Annotated in this window: 23 protein-coding genes; 10 read left to right on the forward strand and 13 right to left on the reverse strand. The window is 70.3% G+C overall.

The window, feature by feature from the left end:
- Positions 1 to 107 precede the first annotated feature (107 nt).
- A complete protein-coding gene (locus ACQCSX_RS10815; RefSeq protein WP_427015334.1) occupies positions 108 to 707 on the reverse strand; it encodes an FABP family protein in 600 nt (199 codons plus the stop codon).
- A gap of 189 nt (positions 708 to 896) precedes the next feature.
- Positions 897 to 1,631 carry a permease gene (locus ACQCSX_RS10820; RefSeq protein WP_427015335.1) on the reverse strand — a complete coding sequence of 245 codons (735 nt, stop codon included), beginning with the start codon at positions 1,629 to 1,631 and terminating at the stop codon, positions 897 to 899.
- A 160-nt stretch (positions 1,632 to 1,791) separates the two neighbouring features.
- On the opposite strand from ACQCSX_RS10820, the gene ACQCSX_RS10825 reads away from it, so the two are divergent.
- The 8 genes from ACQCSX_RS10825 to asd all read left to right on the forward strand — a co-directional run bounded on the left by ACQCSX_RS10825 (position 1,792) and on the right by asd (position 11,547).
- The gene (locus ACQCSX_RS10825; protein WP_427015336.1) at positions 1,792 to 2,490 is read left to right on the forward strand and encodes a winged helix-turn-helix transcriptional regulator; all 699 of its coding nucleotides are present in this window, start codon (positions 1,792 to 1,794) and stop codon (positions 2,488 to 2,490) included.
- Positions 2,491 to 2,832: 342 nt separating this feature from the next.
- Positions 2,833 to 3,819, forward strand: a complete 987-nt coding sequence (gene mshD, locus ACQCSX_RS10830) for a mycothiol synthase (protein WP_427015337.1) — start codon at positions 2,833 to 2,835, stop codon at positions 3,817 to 3,819.
- 57 nt (positions 3,820 to 3,876) lie between these two features.
- Positions 3,877 to 6,120: an RNA degradosome polyphosphate kinase gene (locus ACQCSX_RS10835; RefSeq protein ID WP_427015338.1), complete on the forward strand. Its 2,244-nt coding sequence runs from the start codon at positions 3,877 to 3,879 to the stop codon at positions 6,118 to 6,120.
- Complete coding sequence (locus ACQCSX_RS10840) at positions 6,120 to 7,100, forward strand: NUDIX hydrolase (protein WP_427015339.1); 981 nt, start codon at positions 6,120 to 6,122, stop codon at positions 7,098 to 7,100. The genes ACQCSX_RS10835 and ACQCSX_RS10840 overlap by 1 nt, the downstream gene beginning before the upstream one ends.
- Before the next feature lie 41 nt (positions 7,101 to 7,141).
- Positions 7,142 to 8,872, forward strand: a complete 1,731-nt coding sequence (locus tag ACQCSX_RS10845; protein WP_427015340.1) for a hypothetical protein — start codon at positions 7,142 to 7,144, stop codon at positions 8,870 to 8,872.
- Positions 8,873 to 8,942: 70 nt separating this feature from the next.
- Complete coding sequence (locus ACQCSX_RS10850; protein WP_427015341.1) at positions 8,943 to 9,764, forward strand: thymidylate synthase; 822 nt, start codon at positions 8,943 to 8,945, stop codon at positions 9,762 to 9,764.
- Positions 9,761 to 10,351, forward strand: coding sequence for a dihydrofolate reductase (locus ACQCSX_RS10855; RefSeq protein ID WP_427015342.1), 591 nt, complete (start codon positions 9,761 to 9,763; stop codon positions 10,349 to 10,351). The genes ACQCSX_RS10850 and ACQCSX_RS10855 overlap by 4 nt, the downstream gene beginning before the upstream one ends.
- 53 nt (positions 10,352 to 10,404) lie before the next feature.
- On the forward strand, positions 10,405 to 11,547 hold the full coding sequence (gene asd / locus ACQCSX_RS10860; protein WP_427015343.1) for an aspartate-semialdehyde dehydrogenase: 1,143 nt from the start codon (positions 10,405 to 10,407) through the stop codon (positions 11,545 to 11,547).
- 88 nt (positions 11,548 to 11,635) lie between these two features.
- Here asd and ACQCSX_RS10865 read toward each other — a convergent pair whose 3' ends face one another.
- The 7 genes from ACQCSX_RS10865 to ACQCSX_RS10895 form a co-directional block, all read right to left on the reverse strand.
- Positions 11,636 to 12,730 carry a winged helix DNA-binding domain-containing protein gene (locus tag ACQCSX_RS10865; protein WP_427015344.1) on the reverse strand — a complete coding sequence of 365 codons (1,095 nt, stop codon included), beginning with the start codon at positions 12,728 to 12,730 and terminating at the stop codon, positions 11,636 to 11,638.
- 210 nt (positions 12,731 to 12,940) lie between these two features.
- Positions 12,941 to 14,038, reverse strand: a complete 1,098-nt coding sequence (locus ACQCSX_RS10870) for a fatty acid desaturase family protein (protein WP_427015345.1) — start codon at positions 14,036 to 14,038, stop codon at positions 12,941 to 12,943.
- Positions 14,039 to 14,153: 115 nt separating this feature from the next.
- A complete protein-coding gene (locus ACQCSX_RS10875; protein ID WP_427015346.1) occupies positions 14,154 to 15,224 on the reverse strand; it encodes a UDP-N-acetylmuramate dehydrogenase in 1,071 nt (356 codons plus the stop codon).
- A 9-nt stretch (positions 15,225 to 15,233) separates the two neighbouring features.
- A complete protein-coding gene (locus ACQCSX_RS10880) occupies positions 15,234 to 16,523 on the reverse strand; it encodes an MFS transporter (RefSeq protein ID WP_427015347.1) in 1,290 nt (429 codons plus the stop codon).
- Entirely contained in the window at positions 16,520 to 16,945 is a 426-nt protein-coding gene (locus ACQCSX_RS10885; RefSeq protein ID WP_427015348.1) for a MaoC family dehydratase, read from the reverse strand. Before ACQCSX_RS10885 ends, ACQCSX_RS10880 begins: the two co-directional genes overlap by 4 nt.
- Positions 16,945 to 17,394 (reverse strand): FAS1-like dehydratase domain-containing protein, encoded by a 450-nt coding sequence (locus tag ACQCSX_RS10890; RefSeq protein WP_427015349.1) that lies wholly within the window; start codon positions 17,392 to 17,394, stop codon positions 16,945 to 16,947. Before ACQCSX_RS10890 ends, ACQCSX_RS10885 begins: the two co-directional genes overlap by 1 nt.
- Before the next feature lie 36 nt (positions 17,395 to 17,430).
- A complete protein-coding gene (locus ACQCSX_RS10895) occupies positions 17,431 to 17,982 on the reverse strand; it encodes a TetR family transcriptional regulator (RefSeq protein WP_427015350.1) in 552 nt (183 codons plus the stop codon).
- A 126-nt stretch (positions 17,983 to 18,108) separates the two neighbouring features.
- Here ACQCSX_RS10895 and ACQCSX_RS10900 point away from each other — a divergent pair, with 126 nt between their 5' ends.
- A complete protein-coding gene (locus ACQCSX_RS10900) occupies positions 18,109 to 19,647 on the forward strand; it encodes an MFS transporter (protein WP_427015351.1) in 1,539 nt (512 codons plus the stop codon).
- A gap of 47 nt (positions 19,648 to 19,694) precedes the next feature.
- Positions 19,695 to 20,648 carry an endonuclease/exonuclease/phosphatase family protein gene (locus ACQCSX_RS10905; protein ID WP_427015352.1) on the forward strand — a complete coding sequence of 318 codons (954 nt, stop codon included), beginning with the start codon at positions 19,695 to 19,697 and terminating at the stop codon, positions 20,646 to 20,648.
- A 205-nt stretch (positions 20,649 to 20,853) separates the two neighbouring features.
- Here ACQCSX_RS10905 and ACQCSX_RS10910 read toward each other — a convergent pair whose 3' ends face one another.
- The 4 genes from ACQCSX_RS10910 to ACQCSX_RS10925 are packed head-to-tail and all read right to left on the reverse strand — an operon-like array spanning position 20,854 to position 26,077.
- The gene (locus tag ACQCSX_RS10910; RefSeq protein WP_427015353.1) at positions 20,854 to 21,081 is read right to left on the reverse strand and encodes a DUF3188 domain-containing protein; all 228 of its coding nucleotides are present in this window, start codon (positions 21,079 to 21,081) and stop codon (positions 20,854 to 20,856) included.
- Between the two features lie 32 nt (positions 21,082 to 21,113).
- Positions 21,114 to 22,028 carry a DUF2797 domain-containing protein gene (locus tag ACQCSX_RS10915; RefSeq protein WP_427015354.1) on the reverse strand — a complete coding sequence of 305 codons (915 nt, stop codon included), beginning with the start codon at positions 22,026 to 22,028 and terminating at the stop codon, positions 21,114 to 21,116.
- Between the two features lie 8 nt (positions 22,029 to 22,036).
- Positions 22,037 to 22,906 carry an HpcH/HpaI aldolase/citrate lyase family protein gene (locus ACQCSX_RS10920; protein WP_427015355.1) on the reverse strand — a complete coding sequence of 290 codons (870 nt, stop codon included), beginning with the start codon at positions 22,904 to 22,906 and terminating at the stop codon, positions 22,037 to 22,039.
- Between the two features lie 57 nt (positions 22,907 to 22,963).
- The gene (locus tag ACQCSX_RS10925) at positions 22,964 to 26,077 is read right to left on the reverse strand and encodes a hypothetical protein (RefSeq protein ID WP_427015356.1); all 3,114 of its coding nucleotides are present in this window, start codon (positions 26,075 to 26,077) and stop codon (positions 22,964 to 22,966) included.
- Positions 26,078 to 26,799 lie beyond the last annotated feature (722 nt).

The raw sequence follows: 26,799 nt of genomic DNA on the forward strand, positions 1-26,799 counted from the left end.
CCAACGTCTCTTCGGTAGGGCGTATTCCCGCCCGCCGCGGCAGGCGCGCGCAGCGCCGTGCCGGGAGCGTGCCGGAGCGGCGCCGGCCCGGTGGCCGGCGCCGGGTGCTAGGGCGCCTTGGCCAGCGCGGCCGAGGCGTGTGCGGCCAGTTCCTTGCCGTTGGCCGCCACATCCCAGCGCCAGTACAGGTCGCCATTGACCAGGCCGAAGATGCGGGTGGCCGCGGTGTAGTCCTTGGAGCCGGCGCCGCGCATGACGGCATCGGTGGCCAGCTGGATCTGCGGCCCCTTGATCTGGCCGTAATAGAGTTCGGCGATGCCGCCGGGGTGCACGATGGTGGCCGTGATGTCGAAGCCGCCGTCGGCATTGCGCAGCTTCTCGACGTCGTCGGCCGTGGTCAGCGCGGGGACGATGCCGGCCGGGATCAGGCCCGGACCGCCGTCGGCGTCGTTGAGCTTGCGGTCCAGCGCCCAGAAGCCCGTCTCGATGGAGAGCGGGCGCAGCACAGTGCCCTCGCCGTCCGTCAGCCAGCTCTCCGCGGTGTAGTGCAGGAACGGCTGGCCGTTGGTGGTGAAGGTGACGAGCTGCTCGAAGTGCTCGTCCTCGGCCTCGCCGGAACCCAGCCGGCCACTGCCGCGCCAGCTGCCCAGCAGCCAGGACAGCGGGACGAGCTCGGGGGTCAGATCCGTGGGGATTTCAATAGGCATGGTGTGGCCTCAGGCGTGCAGAGTGACGGTGCGCGGCGGCAGCGTCTACTTCTGGCCCTTGAACAGGCGCCAGACAACCAGGCCGGCGAACCACGCCATGGAGAGGCTGGCAACAACCAGCAGGCAAATGAAGAAGATTTCCAACCCAAGTACTGACATGTCGCCATCCTATCGTGATCTGTTGCGGCGTTAGGTGATCAACAGCTTATCGACGAAATACACCAGTGCGCCCAACGAGGCGACGGGTGCGACGCCCATGGCCAGCGCGCCCGGGACCGAGCGCGGTGCACCGGCCAGGGTGCCCAGCCGGCGGAAGGCCAGCACGACGGCGGCCACCACCAGCCCGACGATGGCCGCCGGAACCACCTGGATCTCTGAAAACAGCAGGGCCGCGAGCGGACCGGCCAGCGCCGCCAGCACCAGTCCCAGCGGTGTCACCACGCGGTCAGGCCAGCGGATCAGGCCCACCAGCAGCGCCACCAGGGCCGCGGCCCCCGTGACCAAGGTCATAGCGCCGTCGCCGGTGAAGCGGTGGGCGGCAATCCAGCCCGAGCCCAACGCGGACATGGCCACCCCGGCCCCGGCGCCCAGCGTGGACTCCAGCCGGTGGACCTGCCCGGTGCCGCGGACCAGCTGGACCACAAAGACCGAGCCCAGACCCAGTGCAATGAAGATCGGGACATGGACCAGGAAACCGGGGCCCTCGGTGAGCGCTGCGGCCACGGCCGAGCCGGTGCCGGCGAGCGCGATGATGGTGCCCAGCGTCTTCTTCGCCGGAATGCCCAGGTAGTACGGCCAGCCGAGGCCGAAGATGGCGGCCAGCAGCACGCCGACGCCCACCCGCAGGCCGAGCGCGCTGTAGGAGCTGGCAATGACGGCGGCCAGGGCCACAATCGGGGCTAGGCCCGTAATCCATGACTTCACGCATCCAATCCTGCCTTAATGATTGCCGTCGCTGGGGAGGGTATGCCGGTACACTGTGGAACAACCCCTCCAGCGGGTCTCCCGCGGGTTTTCCTGTTCGGGAGGCGTGTCGGTGGGGGATGACGCTCAAAGACGCGCACCACGCTCTTTGGAGGAACACATGTCGCAGATTCTGTTATTGACCAACAGCCCGGGGTCATCGGTTGAGATCCTGCCCGCGCTTGAGCTGCTGAGCCACCGCGTCCACATCCTGGCCGCCCAGCCCACGGCGCTGCTTGAGGCGGACCCCTGCGATGTGGTTATGCTCGATGCCCGCAAGGACCTGGTGGGCGCCCGGTCGCTGACCCAATTGCTCCGTGCCACCGGCGTCGGCGCCCCGTTGATCCTGATCCTCACCGAGGGCGGCATGGCGGCCATCTCCGCCAACTGGGCCGCGGACGACATCATCCTGGATTCCGCGGGGCCCGCGGAGGTTGAGGCCCGGCTGCGGCTGGCCATGACGCGCAAGAGCCCGGCCGCGGACGAGACCAGCCACGAGATCCAGGCCGCCGGCGTGGTGATCGACGAGGGCAGCTACACGGCCCGCGTCAACGGCGAGATCCTGAACCTGACCTATAAGGAATTCGAGCTGCTGAAGTACCTGGCCCAGCACCCGGGCCGCGTGTTCACCCGCGCCCAGCTGCTCAACGAGGTCTGGGGCTACGACTACTACGGGGGCACGCGCACGGTGGACGTCCACGTGCGGCGGTTGCGGGCCAAGCTGGGCTCGGACCACGAGCACCTGATCAGCACGGTGCGCAATGTGGGCTACCGGCTCACCATCACCCGCGTCCCCGACGACGAACTCACCGACGCCTGACCCTTCATCTGTGCGACAGTAGTTGCTTCATCCAGGCGCGTGGGCCCACAGCGGCGAGGGGCCGAAGCGAGCTTGCGAGCTTTGGGAGCCGCTGGGGAGCAACTACTGGTGCACAGATATTAACGCAGAAGGCCCGCTCCAGGTGGAGCGGGCCTTCTGCGTTGGTGGAGGACATACGGGTTGAACGTATCGCGGGCACCCCGGTGGTGCATCCCCCTCGACTGCGGAATCCCTTGCGGGCCCCGAAGCTGCGTTCCACTCTAGGCCACCGGCCGCCGGGGATGCAAACCGCTGGCGCGGGAGGCGGTGGCCGACGGCGGTGGCTGCCGATAGGCTGTGGCCATGAGCCCCGCGAAGAGTGAGAACTGGCCGGTAGTGGTGTGCGACGGCGCCCCGGATCCCCAGCTGCGCCGCGACATCGACGCCCTGGTGGCGGCCGCGGCGGAGTCCGACGGCAATCCGCCCCTGTCCGAGCAGACCCTGGTGGAGCTGCGCGGCGCCGGGGACGGCACCGCTGACGTGCTGACGCTGGCCACCTACGCCCCGGAGGAGCATTCGCACCCCGCCACCGCCGCCGACCTGGCCGGCGTCGCCGTCGTTATCTCGCACGGGGACGCGGGCGTGCTGGAGGTGGTGGTGCACCCCACGTACCGCAACCAGGGCGTGGGCGCACAGCTGGTGGACAAGCTCAAGGCGCACCGCGGCCTGCAATCGTTGACGGCGTGGTCGCACGGCAACCACGAGGCCGCCGCGGACCTCGCGGCCCGCTACGGTTTCGCCTCCATCCGCGAGCTCTGGCGGATGCGCCTGGTCCGGCCGGCGCAGGGGCATGCACCGCTGCCGGAACCGGCCCTGCCGGCGGGCGTCACCCTGCGCGCCTTTGTGCCGGGCCAAGACGAGGATGCCTGGCTGGCGGCCAATGCGGCAGCCTTCGCCCACCACCCCGAACAGGGCGCGATGACCGCCGCGGACCTGCACGCCCGGATGGCCGAGCCCTGGTTTGATCCGGCGGGCTTCTTCCTGGCCACCGACACCACCGAGGCGGGCGCCGGGCGCGTCCTGGGCTTCCACTGGACCAAGGTGCACCCGGCCATGGGTCCGCACCCGGCCATGGGCGAGGTCTACGTGGTGGGCGTTGCCCCCGAGGCCCAGGGCGCCGGGCTCGGCAAGGCCCTGACCATTGCCGGCATCACGCACCTGCAGCAGGCCGGGCTGGCCGCCATCATGCTCTACGTGGACGCGGACAATGCCGCCGCCGTCGCGCTCTACAAAAAGCTCGGCTTCACCCGCTGGGACGCCGATGTCATGTACGGGCCGATCCAGTCCTGATCGGCGCGGAACGATTGTAGGGTTGGTTCCGGACGTATTTTCTACAAGGGAGCCCCCATGAAACCCGAATCCGCCGGTCCGTCGCAGATTGCTGCGTCGCTGGGAGCTGAGCGCTTTGGCTCCTCGGAGGTTCCGGCGGCGCGCGCCACCGAGGACCGCATCGACATCCCCGAGTTCGCCCCGAACCTCGTCCCGGCCGGCGATGTCACCCCGGACCGCTTCCTGGACCGCGAGCTGAGCTGGCTGGCCTTCAACTCCCGCGTGCTCGAACTCGCCGAAGATCCGGACCTGGCGCTGCTTGAACGGGTGAACTTCCTGTCCATCTTCGCCTCCAACCTCGATGAGTTCTTCATGGTGCGCGTGGCCGGCCTCAAGCGCCGCATCGCCGCCGGCCTGGCCGTCCCCTCCCCCGCCGGGCTGAGCCCCATGGAGGTGCTGGACCAGATCAGCGAGGCCGCCCACGAGCTCCAGGCGCGGCATGCCCACGTCTTTGCCGACCAGATCCGGCCCGCCCTGGCCTACGAGCACATCCATCTGGTCCACTGGGACGAGCTGGACGAGGGCGCCAAGGAAGCACTGGGCATCATGTTCCGGGAAAAGGTCTTCCCGATTCTGACGCCGCTGGCCGTGGACCCGGCCCACCCCTTCCCCTACATTTCCGGGCTGTCCCTGAACCTCGCCGTCGTCGTCCGCAACCCGGTCAGCGACAAGGAGCTCTTTGCCCGCCTGAAGGTGCCGGACCAGCTGCCGCGGCTGGTGTCGGTTGACGGCCCGCGCGCCGGGACAGTGCCGGGGCGCGTGGCCCGCTTCATCCCGCTCGAAGAGGTCATCGCCGAGCACCTGGACAGGCTCTTCCCCGGCATGGAGGTCCTCGAGCACCACACCTTCCGGGTGACCCGCAACGAGGACCTCGAGGTGGAAGAGGACGACGCCGAGAACCTGCTGCAGGCGCTGGAGAAGGAACTGCTGCGCCGCCGGTTTGGCCCGCCCGTCCGCCTCGAGGTGACCACCGACATCAACCCCAACATCCGCGCCCTGCTGGTGCGCGAGCTGGACATTGAGGAATCCGAGGTCTACGCGCTGCCGGCGCCGCTGGACCTGCGCGGCCTTTCCGTCATCGGCGGGATCGACCGCAACGACCTGCGCTACCCCAAGCATGTGGCGCACACGTCCCGGTACCTGAACGAGTCCGAGACGGCCAAGGCTGCCAACGTCTTTGCCGCCATGCGCCGCCGCGACATCCTGCTGCACCACCCCTACGATTCCTTCTCCACCTCGGTCCAGGCGTTCCTGGAGCAGGCCGCGGCGGACCCCAAGGTCCAGGCCATCAAACAGACCCTGTACCGCACCTCCGGCGACTCCCCCATCGTGGACGCGCTGGTGGATGCGGCCGAGGCCGGCAAGCAGGTGCTGGCGCTGGTGGAGATCAAGGCCCGCTTTGACGAGCAGGCCAACATCTCCTGGGCCCGGAAGCTGGAGCAGGCCGGCGTGCACGTGGTGTATGGCATCGTGGGCTTGAAGACGCACTGCAAGCTCTCCCTGGTGGTGCGCCAGGAGCAGGACGGCCTGCGCCGCTACTGCCACATCGGCACCGGAAACTACCACCCCCGCACGGCCCGCTACTACGAGGACCTGGGCCTGCTGACGGCGGACAACCAGGTGGGCGAGGACCTGTCCAAGCTGTTCAACCAGCTCTCCGGCTACGCCCCCAAGTCCACGTTCAAGCGGCTGCTGGTGGCCCCGCGGTCGGTCCGCTCCGGCCTGATCGACCGGATCGAACGCGAAATCACCAACAAGAAGGCCGGGCTGCCAGCGCGCGTGCGGATCAAGGTCAACTCCATGGTGGACGAGGCGATCATCGATTCCCTGTACCGGGCCTCGCAGGCAGGCGTGCAGGTGGACGTCATTGTCCGCGGCATCTGCTCGCTGCGCCCGGGCGTGCCGGGGCTCAGCGAGAACATCACCGTCCGCTCGGTCCTGGGCCGGTTCCTGGAGCACTCGCGCGTCTTCACCTTCACCAACGGCGGGGACTACGTGGTCTACATTGGCTCCGCCGACATGATGCACCGCAACCTGGACCGCCGGGTGGAAGCCCTGGTGCAGCTGGGCAACGCCGAGGACATCGCCGAGGTCAACGCCCTGCTGGACCGCTACATGGACAACGGCACCGCCAGCTGGCACCTCGACAACGAGGGCCTGTGGACCCGGCACCACCTCTCCGAAGAGGGCACCGCGCTCAACGACGTCCAGTCGTGGCTGCTCTCCAGCCGTTCCCGGCAACGGACCGCCATCCGCCGCTGATGATTGAGACTGCAACGACGGGTCCCCTGGCCGTGGACGGCGACGGCGGCGGTGGCGGCACCATTGCGGTGCGTGCCGCCGGCGCCCTGTGCTGGCGCGTGAAGCGCAAACAGCTGGAGGTGCTGCTGATCCACCGCCCCCGCTACGACGATTGGTCCTGGCCCAAGGGCAAGCTGGACGCCGGGGAGACCATGCCCGAGTGTGCCGTGCGCGAGGTCCGGGAGGAAGTGGGGCTGGCCATCACCCTGGGCATCCCTCTGCCCGCCATCACCTATCCGGTGAAATCCGGCACCAAGGAGGTCCACTACTGGGCCGCCGAGACGGACGACCTCCCGCCCCTGCCCGACGGCAAAGAGGTGGACAGCGTCCTGTGGTGCCCGCCGGAGAAGGCCATGAAGCTGCTCTCCAGCGACTCCGACAGGCGCCCGCTCGAGGCGCTCGTGGCGGCCTTCATGGCCGGCACGCTGGCCACCTGGCCGCTGCTGGTCCTGCGCCATGCCAAGGCCAAGCCCCGCAGCGGCTGGACCCGCGCCGAGGGTGACCGCCCGCTGGCCGCCACCGGCCAGCGCCAGGCCCTTGCCGCTGCCCGGCTGCTGATGGTCTGGCATCCGGTGCGGGTGGTGACCAGCCCCTGGCTACGCTGCATTGCCACCGTCTCCCCGTACATCAAGGCCACCCGGGCCAAGGTGAAGGTCTTTGATGCCCTGACCGAGGCCAACCACGCCCGGCATCCGGGGAAGACGGCTGCGGTCATCGAGGCACTGGTCACCAAGCGCACCGCGGTGGTGCTGTGTACGCACCGGCCCGTGCTGCCGACGGTGCTGGCCAGCCTGGCCGGGCATATGGTGCCGGAGTTGGCGGCCACATTGCCCACCGAAGATCCGTACCTGGCCCCGGGCGAGGCCATCGTCTGCCAGGTCAGTGCGGGCGACAACCCCCGGATCGTCTCCGTGGAACGGCACAGACCCTACGACGACTAGGTCCTTGACTCGGGCATCGTTGTGCCAAACACTGGGTGGCAATGTGCGCAAAGTCGTTGGGGGACGCGGTGTTGGGGATCAATTGGTACGAAATGCTCATTTTGCTGGCGGCGGTGGGCGCCGTGGTGCTGTTTCTACTCACCCGCAGCGTCAGGGCGCCGGCCACCTGTCCGGGCTCGGCGGCCACGGCGGCCAAGCACTCGCTCCGGGTGGGCGTGGTGGCGTGGATGCTGAGCAGCCTCCAGGGCGCGGCCAAGGCCGGCACCCTCGACGCACCGCCGCTTCCCGGCGCCACCCCGGCACTGCCCCCGGGCGCCGTTCCGCTGGCCAGCCAGCTGGACCTGGCGGCCATCTTTTTCCCGGTCCTGGCGGTGCTCGCCGTCCACGCGCTGGGGCAGCTGCCCTGGCGGGCACCGGCGCACGGACCCCGGCGGGCGGCCCCGGAGCCGCGGCGGCGCGGCGATGTTGTCGAACCGGCCTTGGCCACGGTGGTGGCGGCAGTCTTCGCCCTGTCGGCGGGGTTCATCGCCTGGATCACCTTCCTGCCGGGATTCGCGGCCCGGGCAAATCCCTACGCCGGACCGCCAAACCCTGGGCCGGTGTCACCGGGGCGCGTCCCCGGCTGGCAGCTGGCCCTGCCGCTGGGGACAGCGCTGCTGGTGCTGGCCGCCGGCACCCTCCTGGTGCTGTGGCTGGTGGCGCGGCGGCAGCAGCGCGCGGGCCTGTCCGCGGCGCAGAACCGGGCCGTGCGGCGGATCGGCAGCAACCGCCTGCTGCGGGTCAGCGCCACTGTCGCGTCCGGACTGGGCGTGGTGGCCGGCAACTACGCCGCCATCCCGGTCCCCGGCAGCAGCCCCGGGAGCACCATCTACCCCGCGGCGATCGCCAATGTGGCAGTGCTGGTGGCGATGCTGGTGTGGAAGCCGCCAGCCCTGGATTCTTCCCTGGCGGACGATGTGCACGTCCGCCCGTCCGGCGGCACCGGCCCGGCTTTCCCGGATGCGGGCTTGGGCCCGGCCTTCCCGGCCGCGGGCTTGGGCGCCGCCGCAAAACCGCGCGACGACGGCCCGGCCGCGGCCGCAAGGAGCTCCTCCGCGGCTCCCACGCTGGTCGCGGCCGGGGCCTCCGGCACCTTCGCCGGGCTGGCCCTTCTCCCCGCCGTGGGCCCCACCGGACCCATCGTGCTGGCCGCCCTGGCCCTGCTGGGCGCGCTGGCGGTGCAGGAAACCGTGCTGCGGCGCGACTATGCCCGCCACGGGGCGCGCCCCGCACGGCTTGCCCGTCCGGTGCGCTGGCCGCTGCTCACCGTGCTGGCCGCCGTCGGCGTGCTGGTGGCCGCCGCCACCGTTGCCGGCCCCGCCCTGGCCGGCCTGTATGGACCGCCACAGGCCTGGCAGAGGCAGGGGTTCGGCGCGCTGGTGGTGCTGGCCGCCGTCGCCGGGTACACGGCGCTGGTGCTGGGGCGCCCACGCCTCCGCCACGCCACCGCGGCGCTGGATGACCTGCTGCGGCGCCGCTCGCTGTTCCGCGGGGCGCGCACCGCGGCGGCGGCGTTGCTGGCCCTGCTGGGCTCCCAGCTGGTCCAGCTGCCCGTCACCCTCGGCGGGCTGCCGTCCACGGACAGGGACCTCGTCAACGCCCTGGGCATCGTCGCGTTTGCCGCGGCGGCCGCGGTCATCGCCATTCCGGTCCGGTCTATTCCGGCCGAGTACTTTCCGCGGCACCCGGACCAGCTGCTGCCCCACCCGCCGGGCCCGCGGGAGGGGCGGTGAGCGCCAGGACCGGGCTGGGACCGGACGGAGCCGACCGGGGCCCGGCGAACGTGCCCAGTAGACTGGGTCCGTGAGCATTCCTACCCCGTATGAAGACCTGCTGCGCGACGTGCTGGCCCACGGCGCCGCCAAATCTGACCGCACCGGCACCGGGACGCGCAGCGTCTTTGGGCGCCAGATCCGCTTCGATCTGGCCGAGGGCTTCCCCCTCATCACCACCAAGCGCGTGCACTTCAAATCCGTGGCGCTGGAGCTGCTCTGGTTCCTGCGCGGGGACTCGAACGTGAAGTGGCTGCAGGAGCGCGGGGTCAAGATCTGGAACGAGTGGGCCGACGATGACGGCGAGCTCGGCCCGGTCTACGGCGTCCAGTGGCGCTCCTGGCCCACCCCGGATGGCGGGCACATCGACCAGATCGCCGCGCTGATGGAGTCCCTGGCGAGCAACCCGGATTCGCGACGGCACATTGTCTCCGCCTGGAACGTGGCCGAGGTGTCCACCATGGCCCTGCCGCCGTGCCACGCCCTGTTCCAGTTCTACGTTGCGCCCGGCGCGGACGGCCGACCGGGCAAACTCTCCTGCCAGCTCTACCAGCGCAGCGCGGACATGTTCCTGGGCGTCCCCTTCAACATTGCCTCCTATGCGCTGCTGACCATGATGGTGGCCCAGCAGCTGGGGTTGGAGCCGGGCGAGTTCATCTGGACCGGCGGCGACGTGCACATCTACGACGACCACGTGGAGCAGGTCACCGAGCAGCTCTCGCGCGAGCCGTACCCCTATCCCAAGCTGGCCTTCACCCGCCGCCCGGAGTCCATCTTCGACTATGATCTTGAGGATTTCGAGCTGGTGGACTACCAGCACCACCCGAGCATTAAGGCCCCGATCGCCGTATGAGCACCGAACCCGCCGCCGCGCCCACCCAGTACACGTTCAGCGCCCCGATCATCGGCATGGTGTGGGCGCAGACCACCGGGGGCGTGATCGGGCGGGACGGCGGCATGCCCTGGCACCTGCCGGAGGACCTGGCCCACTTCAAGAAGCTCACGCTCGGCCACCCGGTGGTCATGGGCCGCAAGACCTGGGAGTCCTTCCCCGAAAAGTACCGCCCGCTGCCGGGCCGGACCAACATCGTCATCAGCCGCCAGGCGGACTGGGCGTCCACTCCCGCGGCGGCCGGCGCCGTCGTCGTTCCTTCGGTGGAGGAGGCCCTGGTGGAGGCGCAGTTCTCCCCCGGCGGCAACGAGGTCTGGGTCATTGGCGGCGGCCAGGTCTTTGACCAGGTGCTCCAGGAGACCAACGTCGCCGTCGTCACGGTGATCAATTCCGACGCCGACGGCGACACCATGGCCCCCGCGCTGGGGCCGGAATGGTCCTTCCGCGGCGCCACCCCGGTGGAGGGCTGGCACACCAGCACCAACGGCACCGAATACCGCTTCACGCTCTGGGCCAAGGGCGAGTCGGAGTTCCAGGCGCCGGAGTAGGCCGCCGTCATGAAATTCGGGTGCGTGCGCTCAGCTGGCCTAAACTTGGGTCCATGACCTTGAACAGTGTTCCTTCCGTCGGCCTGGTGGGCTGGCGTGGCATGGTTGGCTCCGTCCTGATGCAGCGCATGCAGGAAGAGGGCGACTTCGCCAACATCAACCCCGTCTTCTTCTCCACCTCCAATTCCGGAGGTGCCGCCCCGTCCTTGACCGGTCCTGTCTCAGGGGAGACGGGCAAGCTGGAGGACGCGTTCGACGTCGAAACACTGAAAAAGCTGCCGATCATTGTCACCGCCCAGGGCGGGGACTACACCAAGCGGGTGCACACCGAGCTGCGCTCCGCCGGCTGGGACGGCCTGTGGATCGATGCCGCCTCCACGCTGCGCATGAACGACGATTCCATCATCGTGCTGGACCCGATCAACCGCTCCGTCATCGACGCCGGCCTGGCCGGCGGCACCAAGGACTTCATCGGCGGCAACTGCACCGTCTCCTGCATGCTCATGGGCCTGGGCGGGCTGTTCAAGAACGGCCTGGTCGAGTGGGGCACCTCCATGACCTACCAGGCGGCCTCCGGCGGCGGCGCCCGGCACATGCGCGAGCTCCTGACCCAGTTCGGCACGCTCAACAGCGAGGTCGCCACGGAACTGGACGACCCGGCGTCGGCCATCCTGGACATCGACCGCAAGGTGCTGGCCCACCAGCGCGGCGGCGTGGATGCCACCCAGTTCGGCGTGCCGCTGGCCGGCTCCCTGATCCCCTGGATCGACGCGGACCTGGGCAATGGCCAGTCCAAGGAGGAGTGGAAGGCCGGGGTGGAGACCAACAAGATCCTGGGCACCACCGCCGAGAACCAGATCATCATGGACGGCCTGTGCGTGCGCATCGGCGCCATGCGCTCGCACTCCCAGGCCTTGACGCTGAAGCTGCGCGAGGACCTGCCCGTGGCGGAGATCGAATCGCTGCTGGCCAATGACAACGAGTGGGCCAAGGTGGTGCCGAACACCAAGGAGGCCTCCATGGCCGACCTGACCCCGGTGGCCGCCTCCGGCACACTGGACATCCCGGTGGGCCGCATCCGCAAGCTGGAGATGGGCCCGGAGTACATCAGCGCCTTCACCGTGGGCGACCAGCTCCTCTGGGGCGCCGCCGAGCCGCTGCGCCGCATGCTGAACATCGCCACGGGAACCCTCTAGGGTCCCTGCCGCCGCGGCTTGTCCGCGAAACCGTGCCTTGCCCGCTTGGACGTTGTTGCCCGACGACGTTTAAGCGGGCAACGCACGTTTAAGTGGCCAAAAAGGTGGCGTAGGCGGCCGATGCCCGCTCCAGCCCCCGGCTCTGCGCACCGGTCAGCTCCGCAAAGGGTACGGGCACGACGGCGGCCCCGGCCTTTGCCGTCTGTGCCGCCTTGGTCCACGTTCCGGCAACCCGGCCGCCGGCGACGATGGTGGACCGGAACATCCCGTTGCCGCCCGGGACGATGGCCTGGGCGTGCTCGGGGGCGAGGGCGGCGCTGCGGTCCGCGTAGCCGAGCAGGAATTCGTCAAAGCCCGGCAGCAGCAGCAACGATTGCGCGCCCGGGACGTCCTTGGCGGCGAGCAGCTCCGCCGTCCCCGGGGACATCCAGGCGCTGGTGCCGTCCAGCTGGACCTCCACCAATGAGGACCGCACCGCGTCCAGACCGGCGCGGGCATCCGTGAGGGTGAGCTTTGTCCACCAGGCAAAGTCCTTGCATGTGGCCGGGCCGTGGCTGCGGAAATAGCGCAGCGCCAGCTCGGCCAGCGCCTCCCCGCGTTCCAGCACCCGGGGTGCGGTGATCCACCGGTCCATCAGCATGAACTTCTGCCCGGTGCCGTGGCTGGGGCCCTGCACCAGCGTGCCGGTGAGGCTCAGCAGCCAGATGAGGTGGATGCCGCGCTGCCCCGTGGTCTCCTGCCCCGCGGCCCGGAACGCGGCCATGATCTCGTCCCGGGAGGCCTCCCCCTGCCGCTCCAGCAGGGCGTGGGCGCCCTCCCGGGCCAGCTCGACGTCGCGGTCCGCAATGCCCAGCTGGCGGTGTCGAGCGGCCTGGCCGGTGACCATCCGCTCGCTCGTCAGGGCCAGGATCCAGCCCATGTCCTCCGCGGCGGCCAGGTGCAGGGTGCCGCGCATGGGCCATGACCTGACGATCTCCCCGGAATCCAGCGCGGCCGCGATATCGGAGCGCCCGGCCCCGGGCACGCGCAGCCCCACGGACCAGAGTGCGCCCGGGAGATCCTGGCCCTGCATGGCCGTCATCCAGCGCACGGCCTCGACGGGCTTGGTGAAACTGCTGCCCAGCAGCCGTTGGCTGGCCAGCCGCAGCCGGGCCACTGAAGCGAGCGTCAGGCGGGAGTCCATGGCCCTAATCTAAACGAAAACCGCGCCCCTTCGTCCCAGCCGCTCCCATTGCTCGCAGGTCCCCGGCCGTTCCCGCCGCTCGCAAGCTCGCGCCGGGTCCCTCACGGCCGTGGGCCCACGCAACGGGGCCCTCGCGACTGTGGGCCCATTCGCACCGGTTATCCGGCTGCGGATGGACCCACAGAGTTCGTTCTTGGAAGGAGGAGGAAGCTACCGGGTGCGGAGCTGGGCGGTGACGGGGCACTCGAAGGGATCGCGCTGGCCCAGGCCCACGCGGTTCAGGTAGCGCATCACGATCATGTAGGACTGGGCCAGGGTGGTCTCCGTGTACGGGATGCTGCGCTCGGCGCAGTAGGCACGGACCATCGGCTGGACCAGCTTGAGGTTCCTGGAGGACATCGTCGGGAACAGGTGGTGCTCGATCTGGTAGTTCAGGCCGCCCATGCCCACGTCCACCAGCCAACCGCCGGAAATGTTGCGGCTCATCAGCGTCTGGCGGCGCATGAAGTCGATCTTGACGTCCTTGGGCACCAGCGGCATGCCCTTGTGGTTCGGGGCGAAGGAGCCGCCAAAGTACAGCCCCAGCGCCAGTTCCTGGACGATGAGGAAGGCGGTGCCAAACACCGGGCCAAGGAACAGCAGGACAGCGATGGGGAATGCGATCAGGCGCACCACCAGCAGGGCGATCTCCACGCCGCGGTGCGGCATGGCGTGCGTGGTGTCCAGGACGCGGCGCAGGGAGCCGACGTGCAGGTCCAGCGCGGCCAGGGTCAGCAGCGGGAAGAAGAAGGCGCCCTGGCGTGCGGCGAACCACTTGGCAAACCCGGTCCGCTTGGCCGCGGACTCGGGGTCGAAGACCAGTGCCCCGGCCTCGATGTCAAGGTCGACGCCGATCTTGTTGGGGTTGGCGTGGTGCTTGCCGTGCTTGTTCATCCACCAGCCGTGGCTCAGCCCGACAAACAGGTTGCCGGTGATCAGGGCCGTCCAGGCGTTGGCCTTGGTGGAGGCGAAGATCTGCCGGTGGGCGGCGTCGTGCGAGAGGAAGCCCGTCAGGGCGCACATGATGGCGAAGAGGACGGCCGTGGCCAGCTGCCACCAACTCTGCCCGAGCATCACGAACATCACGCCGACGGCGGTGAAGCCCAGGCCCAGGCGGACCATCCGGCCCACGTACCAGGCAATCTCACGCTTCATCAGGCCGGCGGCACGAACCTCGTCGGTGAGCTGGATGAAGTCCGTAACGTGCCTGTCCCGGGCGGGCCGCGTGCGGCCGGCCGATGCGGGTCTGGACAGTGTTGCGGATGACATGAGAGCCCCTTCGTTGACGATTCCCCAATCTTCCATCAACGCTACGGAGCCCGGCCATCTGGCACATCACACCCCGGAACCGTCCTGGACCCCTACCGGGGTATGGGGTGGGGCGTCAGAGCGTGCAGCCGACCAGCACCGGTTCCGGGTGCAGGGTGATCCCAAAGGCGTCCTCGACGCCGGAGCGGACGGTGCGGGCCACGGCCAGCACGTCCTCGGCGGTGGCTCCGCCGCGGTTGGTGATGGCGAGGGTGTGCTTGGTGGAGAGCGACGCACGGCCGCCGGCCACGCCGTCGGGCTCCAGCCCAAAGCCCTTGGCAAAACCCGACCGCTCGATCAGCCAGGCCGCGCTGAGCTTGGCCTCGCCGTCGCTGCCGGCGGGGTAGCGCGGTGCGTCGGCCGGCAGCGTGGCGGCAACCCCGGCCGGCACGATCGGGTTGGTGAAGAAGGAGCCGGTGGAGAAGGTGTCCCGGTCCGCCGCGTCCAGCACCATCCCCTTGGCGGCGCGCAGGGCCAGCACCTCGCGGCGGACGTCCAGGGCGTAGGCGCGCTGGCCGACCTCCACACCCAGGGCCCGGGCCAGCTCGGCGTAGCGGATGGGGGCGCCCATCCGGCCCAGCAGCAGCTGGAACTCCACGGTGAGCACCACGTAGCGCGGCGAGCCGTTGTCGGTGGTGGCCTTGATGATCGAATCCCGGTAGCCGAACTTCAGCTCCGAGCTGGTGAAGGTCCGCACGGCGTTGCGGTCTCGGTCCCAGACACGCACGGCGGCGATGGTCTGCGAGACATCCGCCCCGTACGCCCCCACGTTCTGCACGGGCGTGGCGCCGGTGGAGCCGGGGATGCCGGAGAGGGCCTCCAGCCCGCTCCAGGCGTGCAGCACGCTCTGGTGCACAAAGTCGTCCCAGTTGTGGCCGGCCTGCACCACCACAGCGGCGCCGCCGCAGCTGTCCTCGGCGTTGACCGTGTATCCGGAACTGGCGATGTGCAGGACGGTGCCGTCGAAGCCGCCGTCGCCGACCACCAGGTTGGATCCGCCGGCCACAATCAGCAGCGGCGTGCCGGCGTCGTCGGCCTCCCGGACGGCGGCAATGGTCTCCGCCTCGGACTCCGCGCGGACATAGCCGGCGGCGGGTCCGCCCACGCCGAGGGTGGTCAGGGAACTCAGGAGGGTCTGCGCAGTCACCCCTCCAGACTACCGGTCGGCGTCCTGCGGGACGCTGGCCGCGGGCGTGCGGGGGTGGTGGACGTAGGGGGTGAGGATGAAGCCGACGGCCAGCATCACCAGCACGGCCAGCAGCGAATGCAGCACGCCCACGTGCTCGGCCAGCAGGCCCAGCAGCGGTGGTCCGCACAGGAAGGCGCCGTAGCCGATGGTGGAGACCACCGAGACGCGGGCCGCGGCGTTCTCCGGATCGTCGGAGGCCGCGGACATGCCCACCGGGAAGCCCAGCGAGGAGCCCAGGCCCCAGAGCACCAGGGCGCCCAGCGCCACCCACTGGTTGGGCGCAAAGACAAAGAGCGCCAGGCCGGCGATGGCGGTGCCGGCGCAGAAGCGCAGCACTGCCACCCGGCCGTACCTGTCCAGCAGCACGGTGCCGGCGAAGCGGCCCAGCGTCATGGCCGAGACGAACAGGCCGTAGCCCAGGGCGCCGATGGCATTGGTGGAGCCGTAGCCGTCGGCCATGGCCAGGGCCACCCAGTCCCCCGCGGCGCCCTCGGCCAGCGAGAGGCCCAGCACCAGCACGCCCAGCAGGAGTGTGCGCTTGTCCCGCCAGGCCGCCTTGATCCGGGCCTTGCCGTCCAAGGTTGGCACGGGGCCGTCCACGAGGGGGCTGTCCACGAGAGGGATGGGCCCGGTGGCGGGATCGGCGTTCAGGTCCGCCACCGTGTCCACCAGTTCCGGCCCGGCAGTGGTCCGCTCCGACTGGTAGTAGCCGGCCGCGATCCAGACCGAGGCGAGGACGACGGCGGCGGCGGCGGCAAAATGCCACAGCACCGGCAGGTGGATGGCCGCGGCCCCGGCGCCGAGCCCCGCGCCGAGCACTGTGCCCAGGCTGAAGGAGCCGTGCAGGCGCGGCATGATGTGCCGGCCCAGGGCGCGTTCGACGGCGGCACCCTCCACATTGGAGGCGGTGTTCCAGCTCGCCGTGCCCAGTCCAATGATGGCCAGTCCGGCGCCCACCACGCCCGCCTGGCCCAGCACCGTGGCACCCACGCCGGCCAGGCAGACGCCCACGGCAAACATGAGTGCACCCACGCGGGTGGTGCGGCGCGGCCCCAGCCGCAGGACAATGAGCCCCGACGCCGAGACGGAGGCAAACGCCCCCACCGTCATGCACATCAGCAGGATGCCGACGCTGCCCGGGCTCAGTGCGAGATCGTCCCGGATGGCGGGGATGCGCGAGACCCAGGAGGCAAACGCGACACCCGACGCCCCGTAGGTGGCGGCAACGGCATTGCGCCAGGACAGGACTCCGCTCACGCCATTTTGACGGTGGCTTGCGCCTTCATGAGGACCTTCTGGCCGCCGGCTGTGACGGTGAGGTCGATGCGGGCAGTGGAGTTTTCGGCGTCCAGGGCCCCGACGACGCCGGCCACCTCGATGACGGCGCCGGGCTCCAGGTCGGTGTCCTGCACCGGAACGGGCTTGGTGAAGCGGGTCTGGTAGCCGGTGACGGCGCCGGGGTCGCCGGCCCAGTCGGTGACCAGCTGCACGGCCGCACCCATGGTGAACATGCCGTGCGCGATGACGCCGGGCAGTTCCACGGAGGTGGCGAAGCGCTCGTTCCAGTGGATCGGGTTGAAATCGCCGGAGGCGCCGGCGTACTTCACCAGGTCCGCACGGGTCACCTCGATGGTGCTGGTGCCGATCTGCTGGCCTACGGAAAGTTCGGAGAATTCCACTACTGCCCCTCTCCACGGACCAGGATGGCCGAGATGGTGGTGGCCACCGGTTCCCCGGCCGCCGTCGAAATTTCTGCGCGGGTGGTGATCATGGCCCCGCCGCCCATGCCGCGGACCGAGTCCACGTGGAGCTCGGCCACCAGGGCGTCGCCGGCGATGATGGGGCGGTGGTGCGTGAAGCGCTGCTCGGCGTGCACCACGCGGGAGAAATCAATGCCGGACTCCGGGTCCTCGATCAGCTGGGCATCCGCGCGCTGCGCCACGATGATGGCGAACGTGGGCGGTGCCACGAGGTCGGCATGGCCCAGGGCGCGGGCGGCCTCGACGTCGAAATGCGCCGGGTGCGTGGCCTTGACGGCCCGGGCGAATTCGCGGATCTTTTCACGGCCGACGTCGTACGTCGCGCCCTTGGGGTAGCTGCGCCCCTGCAGCTCGGGATTGATACTCATGCCCCCAGCCTATCGTTCGGCTGCGGGGCCCCGCAGCTAGCGGCGGCCCAGTGACTTGAGGGCGGCGACGACGTCGAGCAGCGCCTGGACCTCGCCCTGCTGGGAGCCGTGGGGCGGCAGCCCAAAGAGCGCGGCGTTGTAGTACAGTCCGTCTCCGATGAGCATGATGGCCCGGGCGATGGCGGGGTCTCCGACGTCGGCCAGCACCAGGCCCAGCCACCTCTTGTGGAGTTCCTCGAAGGCGGCCCGGACGGAGTCGTCCTCACCCTGGGCCAGGCGCATGGCCGCCACGATGGTCCTGTCGAAGGCGGTGCTCTCGGTAAAGACGGACGTCCTCACGTAGTAGTCAGCTCCGCCGCGCGGGTCCGCCCCCATGAAGGCAAAGTCCTTTTCGGCCAGCTCGCGCAATTTGGCCACCAGTCCCGCCGTCAGCGCCTCGCGGCTCTTGAAGTGGTACAGCAGCCCGCCCTTGGAGACTCCGGCGGCGGCCGCCACGGCATCCAGGGTGGCCGCCCGCTCGCCGTCGCGGATGAGCAGGTCTTCAAAGGCCAGCAGCACCCGGTCGCGCGCCGTCGGTTGTGTAGTCATGCGTTCAAGCTTAGCGACAATTTTCACTGTACCGTCCAGACGGTTTACTGTACCGGCTGGACGGTATAGTATGAAGGGGACGGCCATTCGCCGCCGCTACCCTCCCCGAGTCCAAGGACAGCAGAAATGACCAGCCTCTCCGCCCCCACGGCACTTTCGGCAACCACGGCACCGCCGCGCGCCGGCCGCCGAGAGTGGAGCGCCCTTGCGGTGCTGATGCTCCCGGTGCTGCTGGTGGCCATTGACGGCACGGTGCTGGATTTTGCCATTCCGTCCATGTCCATGGCGCTAAAGCCCAGCGCCAACGAGCTGCTCTGGATCATTGACGTTTACCCGCTGGTCCTGGCCGGCCTGCTGGTGTCCATGGGCAGCCTGGCCGACCGGATCGGCCGGCGCCGGCTGCTGCTCATCGGCAGCCTGGGCTTCACCATTGTGTCGGTCTTCGCCGCCTTCGCCCCGACGGCTGGCGCCCTGATCACGGCCCGGGCCCTGCTGGGCTTCTTCGGCGCCATGCTGATGCCCTCCACCCTCTCGCTCCTGCGCAACACCTTTGCCGACGCCACCCAGCGCCGCACCGCCGTGGCCATCTGGGCGGCCTGCTTCTCCGGCGGCGCCGCCCTGGGCCCGATCGTGGGCGGATTCCTGCTGGAAAACTTCTGGTGGGGCTCTGTCTTCCTGCTCTCCGTGCCGGTGCTGATTCCGTTGCTGGTGCTGGGCCCGATCTTTCTCCGCGAGTCCAAGGACCCCAACCCGGGCCGCATCGACCCGGTCAGCATCGTCCTGTCCTTCGCCGCCATGGTGCCGGCCGTCTTCGCCATCAAGATGCTGGCCCAGGAGGGGTTCACCGTCACGGGCCTGGCCATGCTGGTGGGCGGCCTGGCCCTGGGTGTGCTCTTTGTCCGGCGCCAGCTGCGCCGCAGCTCCCCCATGCTTGACGTGCGGCTGTTCCACAACCCCGTCTTCAGCGGTGCCGTGCTGGTGAACCTGCTGAGCGTGTTCTCGCTGGTCGGCTTCCTGTACTACGTCTCCCAGCACCTGCAGCTGGTGGCGGGCCAGTCCCCCACCCAGGCGGCCTTCACCCTGGTCCCCGGCCTGGTCATCTCCATCGTCACCGGCCTGCTCGCAGCGCCGCTGTCCCGCAGGATCCGGCCCGCCTCCCTGGTAGCCGCCGGCCTGTCGCTCAACGCCCTCGGTTTCGGAGCGGTCATGTTCAACAGCTCCGGCTCCGTGGCCGGGCTGATGGTGGCCTTCGCCCTCCTGGGCGCCGGCGTCGGCATGGCCGAGACCATTTCCAACGACCTCATCCTCTCGGCGGCCCCGCCGGCCAAGGCGGGAGCGGCGTCGGCCATCTCGGAAACGGCGTACGAGGTGGGCGTCGTGCTGGGCACGGCGGTGTTGGGCAGCCTGTTGGCTGCCGCCTACCGGGCCAACGTGGTGCTGCCCGATGCCCTCACCGGCGCGGACCGCGAGTCCGCCGGCCAGACGTTGGGCGGCGCGATCGATGCCGCCTCGACGCTGCCGGCCGGGCCTGCCGAGGCGCTCATTGCATCCGCCAAGCATGCGTTCGACTCCGGCTCCGGCGTCGTGGCGGCGGTGGGCGTGGTCCTGATGGTGCTGACGGCCATCATGTCCCTGGCGACCCTGCGCAAGGTCAAGGCCGCCTGACGCCCCGCACCCAGATGGCGCCCAGACTTCTTTGCGAGGCTTGGGCGATGCGCCCCTCCCTTTTGCCAGTCTCCGCGCCCCGGCGCCGCCGCGGATTGGGCTGGACGACGGCGGCCCTCGCCCTTGCGCTGGCCCTCGCGTTGGCGGGGTACCGGTTCCTCCCCGAACGCGGCGATGCCAGCTTCCTGCTCGGCAGCGCGCTGCCCTGGCTGGGCCTGGGCGTGCCGGTGCTGGCCCTTGCAGCCTGGCGGGCACGGTCCTGGCCGGCGGGCGGCACGGTGGCTGCGGCCCTGGCGGCCTGGCTGGCCGTCAGTTCGGGCTGGCTGCTCCCGGCGCCGGCCGTCCAGGCCTCCGGTGCCACCGCGCCGCAATTCCGCGTGGCCAGCCAGAACCTGGAGGCGGGGAACACCGAAGCCCCCGCCCTGCTGGACCGGCTGGCCGGTTCCGGGGCCGACGTCGTCGCCCTCCAGGAGGTGACGGGGTCCACCGACACCGGGGCGGGCACCAGCATTGGCGCGGCCTACCCCTACCAGGCCCGCGTGGGCACCGTGGCGCTGCTGAGCAAGCTGCCGATCGAGGGGGTGCAACCGCTGTCCCTGGGGCTGGGCTGGAAGCGGGCACTGAATGCGACGCTGACGGTGGCAGGGCACGAGGTCAGCGTGTACGTGGTGCACGCGGCGTCCGCGCGGCCCAACGAGCATGCGGACCGCGACGCCATGCTGGACAACCTGGCGCAGACCATCGCCACCGACACGGCCGGCAAGGTGGTGGCGCTGGGCGATTTCAACGCCGGCAGCGACGAGAACATCCTGGCCGGAATCAAGGGGCAGCTCACCGAGCCGGCCGGCGCAGGGCCCGGTCCGGGCTTCAGCTGGCCCGCGGCATTCCCCGTAGCCCGGCCCGACCACATCTTCGCCCGCGGCCTCACCGGACTCTCCAGCGCCGTCGTCGATTCCATCGGCAGCGACCACAAGGGCGTCACCGCAGACTTCGCCGTGTAGGAGCCCGGTGGTTGAGCCTGCCGAAACCACCGGTGTCGGCACGCCGGGTCTCGACGAGCTCGACCAGCGAAGCGGGCCAACGGAACCAGACGGCAGAGCCGGCATTTTTTGTAGGCGACGTCAAAGGACGCAGGCCGCCTGCGGCCGTCGCGGCCTAGTCGCCGGAAAAATGCCGGGCTGCCGGCAGCCGTGGGAACAGGAGGGGCTATTTGCCCTTGAGGCGCTGGCGCATGATGCGGCCGCGGACCATGAGGGAGCCGATGTGGCCCAGCATGCCGGCGCCGATGACGGCCAGGCCGGTGAAGGTCAGCACGGGAATGCCCACGGCGGCCGCCACAATCACCAGCAGGATGCCCAGTGCCGTGAGCCCCATGGCACCAAAGACCATCCACTTGTACAGCGGCGGGGCGGTTTCGAAGAAGTCGTTGAGCACCTCCCCAGTCTACCGGGGGCGCGGCCGGACGCTTAGAACAGCGATTCCTGCACGGAGGGGACCTCGGTGGACCAGCCGCCGGGGCGCACGACACGGCCCTTCAGCGCCGACAGGTCCGCCAGGAAGTCCAGCTCCGAGCCGTCCAGCCGCACCAGCGCGTACGGCCCCAGCAGCGAGGTGAGTTGCAGCCCATGGACACCGGCATCCAGCGGCTGGGGGTAGGGATGCCGCTCCCCCGGGCCGCACACGGCGTCGGCCAGGGCCGGCCGCTGCCAGGCTTCCTCGACGACGTCGAACCCCGTCACAGCGGTGCCGGCCAGAAAAGTGCGGACAGCCGCGGCGTGCCCAGCGTTGATGGCGGCCAGCTCCGCACCGGGCCGCGGGGCCAGCAGGGCGCGGGCCTTGGTGGCTGAGCGGACAAATTGGGTCAGCCCCAGCCGCTCGGTGGCGAGGTCTTCGAGCAGGCGCACCACGCGCCCGTCCACGGCATGGGCCACATATGACGCCGCCACGGCGCCCTGCTCGGCCAGCCGGGAAAACTTGCTGCGGTTCGAGGCCGTGCCCACCTTGGTGGTGCCGTCGGCAAAGGTGGCGATGTAGAGCCAGTGCTCCTGCGCCAGATAGAGCTTGAGCCCGGGCGGGGCGATGCCGCTGCGGTGGAAATCGTGCATGTAGCGGAAATCGTCGCGGGCAAAGCAGGGCCCGCACTGGTAGCCGCGGGCCGCCTCCGCGGCGTCCGGGCAGCTGTGGCGCTCGACGCCGTCGGGCCCTGACACGGCCGAGAACCCCAGGCAGCGGCGTGCCCCAGCTGCCACGGAAAAGCGCAGCCATTGGCCGGCCTGCAACGGAAGCCGGCCCGCGCCGTCGTCCGTGGTGAACGACAGCGACGGGCCGGAACTGCTCCAGGCGACGCCGTGGATGAGCGCGGCGCCGGGAACCACATCCACCGGAATGGTTAGTGGGCGGGCTGGACGCCGTAGGCGATGGCCAGCTTCATGATCTTCTCGGCACGGCCCAGGCGCGGCAGGTCGGAACCGTCGCGGATGACGCCGCCGCGGGCGTTGAAGTCGTCCATGAAGTCGGTGGCCCAGGCGACGTCGGTCGGCGTGGGGCTGATGACTTCGTTGATGATCGTGGTCTGGTCGATGGCCAGCGCCAGCTTGCCGGTCATGCCCATGGAGACGGTGATGGCCGACTGCTCGCGCAGCACGGGGTGGTTGGTGCCCACGGTGGGGCCATCGATGGGGCCCGGCAGGTTGCCGACGCGGCTGGCGACCACCAGCTTGGCGCGCGGGTAGGCCATGGCCTCGCGGTCCGCGCTCATGCCGGTGTCGCGGCGGAAGTCGCCGGAACCGAAGGCCAGACGGAAGGCGCCCTCGGCCTTGGCAATGTTGTTGGCCTCTTCGATGCCGACGGCGGACTCCACCAGGGCCAGCACGCGGGTTTTGCCGTCCAGGCGGTGGTAGGTCTCCTTGACCTGCTCCGCGTTTTCGGTCTTGGCCAGCATGACGCCCAACAGGCCGGGGTTGTTGCGCAGCTCGGCAACGTCGTTGGCCCAGAAATCGGAGTACACATCGTTGATGCGGACCCAGGCCTTGCCGCCGTTGTTCATCCAATCGATGACTCCGGCGCGGGCGGAGGCCTTGTTCATCGGGTCAACGGCGTCCTCAATGTCCAGCACGATCGCATCGGCGCGCGAGGCGGCGGCGTCGTCGAAGGTCTCCGGCTTGGTGGCGGGGACCAGCAACCAGGACCGGGCGATTTCGGCCGGGATGTTGCGGGTGCGGGCGGGCTTGGCGGCGTCGTTGCCAGTGGAAAGTGACATGCTTCTAGCGTATACGGGCCAGGCACCCGGTTGCCATCCGGGCCGCCACAAGTGGGATTATTCACCCGCCAGCAGCGCCAACAGCGCACCGAACCGCGGCCCCGACTCCACGGTGCCGCCGGCAGCAGCCTCCGCCGCCATCGCCGCGGCCAGCCGGTCCCGGCTCATCTGGGACAGCGACCACCCCAGCGGGGCGTCCAGGGCCGGCGTGCTGGCCGGGGCGACGACGACGGCGGACCGCCCCTTGAGCGTGCCGCGCACCACCGCGCTGGCCAGCTGGCAGCCGCTCGCCGGCTCCGCCGTCGGGCAGGCATCGGAGGAATCATCGAGGCGCTGGAGCCAGGCCGCGGCCCCGGATTGGAGCGCCCTGGCATTGATCCCCACCAGCGGCACGGCGAGCTCGCCGGCGGCCTTGGGCGGCGGCGCCACCCGGTCCGCGCCCGGGGAATTCTGCAGGAACACCACCACGGGGACCACATAGTCGTTGACGGCGGGCGGCGCGGCCCCGCCGGCGTCGGCGGCCGCCTGGACGGCGGCATTGTGGCTCTGCACGGCCGCCCGGACGGCGGGCATGAGGTCGCTCAGCGTGCCCAGCGCCGACCCTTCCGAATACCCGCCGTCGATCGCCTGGTACGCGTTGACCGTGCTGCAGCCGCCCGCAGTTGGGGTGGGCACCCGGCCGGCGGGGGAAATGATGGGAAAGCGCGAGGAGAGCATGGCGGCGGTGGACCAGCGCAGCCCCAGGGTGCAGTACGGCGTCTGCGGACCGGTGGCGCTCTGGTGGGCCAGCAGGTCGATCGAGAGCGGAAACCCGCGCCCGTCCAGGCAGCCGCCCCCGGAGGCGCCCGCGGCGCCGGCGGCGTCCGCCGGTCCGGCCACCATCCCCGACGGCACCTCCACCTGGCTGATGAGCAGCCGGCAGCCCAGCCCCGCCGCCGTGGAATTGAGCACCAGCGCCCCGGCGGGTCCGCGCACCGTGCCGTCAAAGCGGTCCTTGAGCTGCGGCGCCGCCTGCTCCCAGGCTGACTCCATGAGGGCCGCCCTGTCGTTCCAGCCGCGCACCCCGTCCGTCCAGCTGGGAATCAGCAGCCCGGTTCCACCGGCCAGGTCGTCCCCCACGGCGGCACCGGAGACAGCCACCGCGAGCGCCTGCGGATCGGCCGCCTGGGCGGCCGCCTCCCGGGCGGCGTCGGCGGGTCGGGCCTTCGTGGCAGACGTTGTGGTCAGGGCCAGCCCGAGCGAGCCGCCGCTGACCCCGCTGGAAAGCAGCACGGCAGTGGCCCCGCACAGCCGGGCGGCCTTCTGCACAGCGGTTTCCGGCGCCTGCGGTGCGTCCGGTGCCATCCGCGCCAAGGCCTGCACCGCCCACTCGGTGGCGCGGATCCCGCCGCCCTCGGCGGCCACCAGCAGCATGGGGCGCACCCCCGGGCCGCCGGTATCGGGCCCGTCTCGGTGGCAGGCGGCACTGGCGGCCAGCCAGTGGTCGAAGCGGGCCTGGATGCTGTCCCTGGCCACCACCTCGGGTGGCAGCTGCCGGATGGCATGGATCCGCCCGTCGCCGCCGTTGAGCGAACCGACCGCCAGCAGCACCGCAACCACAGACAGGATGGGGTTGGCCCGCAGGCCCAGCCGGGCGAAAATGGGCAGTGGGCGCTGCTCCTGCAGCCCCACAATGAGGAAGCCGAACACCATGGCCCACGCGGCGACGCCGGCGATGGCCGTGGCCGGGACACCCGCCCATCCCGTGGTCCAGACCGGGGCAAAGGTCAGGAGCACCAGCACGGCAAAGCCGGCACCCAGCCCCCACCACGACACTTTCCGCGCCAGCGACTGGTTCTTGATCCGCGGATCCAGCAGGCCCTTCGGGGAAGCTGCCGAGGCCACCGGGATTGCCTCCCCGGGAGCCGGATCGAGCCAAAACCGCGCCACCAGCCATGCGCCCCCGGGGAAGGCCGCGGCCACCGTCAGCCAGCCCAGGCCGAACAGCACCACCGATCCCGCCAGGACGCCAGCCTCCACGTGGACTCCCGGCGCGGCGATGGCCAGGGCCAGCGGCGCCGTGAACGTGCGGACCAGGGCCATCCCGCCCACCGCGGCAAACAGCATGGCCAGGACATCGCCGCACCGCCAGATGTCCACGGCGCGCTGCGGGTCAAAGGCCGCCGGCACCGGCGCCGGGCCCTGCGGGACCAGCCAGGAAATGAATGACAGGAGCAGCAGGGCCACGGGCAGGAGGATGAACAGCCAAAATTGCCCCTCCAGGGCGGCCAGCGGCCCGCCGGTCAGCACCACCAGGGCCACCGCCACCAGCAGCACCGCGGGCCCGTAGAACCACCACACCACCGACGCCGGCAGCTTTGCCACGGGCGGGTCCGTGGCATACACGTCCCACGCCAGCTCGCTGCGCCGGCGCCCCAGCGCGGCCAGCCCCACGCAGACGGCAGCCACCGCCACCGTCGTCACCCCATACTGGATAGCACCGGCCGCGCTGCCCGCCCAGGCCCGCTCGGCGTCGGGCATTTGGTCGCTCACGCCCGGCAGCGGCAGCAGGGACAGCGCCGCAATGACCACTATCACGGCCAGCGACAACCGCTGGAAAAACACCGCCTTGACCCCACGCCACAGCGCCGCGGCGAGCTGCTGCCGGAGCGCCTTGGTGAGGAACACGGCGGCGACCAGGGCGGCGGCGGCCAACCATTTGAACTCGGAGAACACGGGGAGCACGTGGACGGCGCCAAGGAGCTGCCCCTCCCGCAACCCCGCGGCGGCCCAGATCTGGGCGGCGGCCTCGCCGGCCTCGCCCAGCGCGAGCAGCCCCAGCAGGATGCGCGGCAGCCACCGGGGGCCGAAGAACCGCCACAGCAGGGCGATGTACAGGATGGGAAAAAGTATGTCCAGCACCGCGTAGATGGTCAGCAGGCTTGCCACGGTCCCACGGCCGCCGGGGTCGAGCTCGGCCCAGTGCCCCCACAACGCCGGCCCGGCCGCGGGGTCCGAGGCCTGCAGGGCGCCGGCCGGGCCGCCCAGCCCCGCGGGTGTGCGGGCGTCCGAGACCAGCCGGTCCACCTCCGCCATGGCAATCCAGGTGGCCACCGCGAGCACCGCCAGCATCCCGGTGGCCCAGCGGTCGAAGCCGCGGGTGGTCCGCTCGACGATGGGGGACTTTTTCACTCCGCCTGCCACCGTGTACTCCGAAAGCACCCAAACCATTCCGGCTCCGATCCTCCCGTTCGCCACGGGATTGCTCGCTGGACCTGCGGACCGCACTGGAACAAGTGCACACCCGGCCCCGGGTGCCGTCAAGGATCGTCATGTCCGGACGCAATCGCAGCCACCGCTGCGGCGCCCAATGGCGTGCTGCCTTGACACCGGCGCCTCCAGTGCGCTCCGGCCGGGCCGCCCGAGGCCCTTTCCGGCGCCCCCGGCGCCCTCGCATGGCGTCCGACGGCGTCGGCCCGCGTCCCGGCGCGACGGCACGCGACAGTGAGTGACGGCAGGTGACGGCGCGTGGCACCGCGGGTTTCATACGGCGCAGCAGGGCGTCACATGAGAAAGGTTTCCCCGTATTTCGCCCGGTTTCCTTGGGTTGTGACTCGCAGCGGTAACCGGCGGTCTTTTTACAGCGCTATTTGTCACCGTGCAGCCCGCAAGAGGACCCCTCGCCGGACGTCAAGGGCGGCCGCTGACGGAGTCGTTCATCCTTTTGCTGAGGGCAAACAGGGAAGACCGGCACCACTTGGTAGTTTCGACGTAGTCAATCCGTCTTCCCTGTTTAATATCCTCAGCTTCGGCGCTGCGGGTTTCCGTCCCGCCGCCCCTACGCCGGCCCGACACTGATTCATCCTGCGCCTGGCCTGTTCCAGCTCGCCGCGGCGGAGGAGCTTGTACCGCTG

It is taken from the genome of Pseudarthrobacter sp. P1, assembly GCF_050156935.1.
Classification (GTDB): Bacteria; Actinomycetota; Actinomycetes; order Actinomycetales; family Micrococcaceae; genus Specibacter.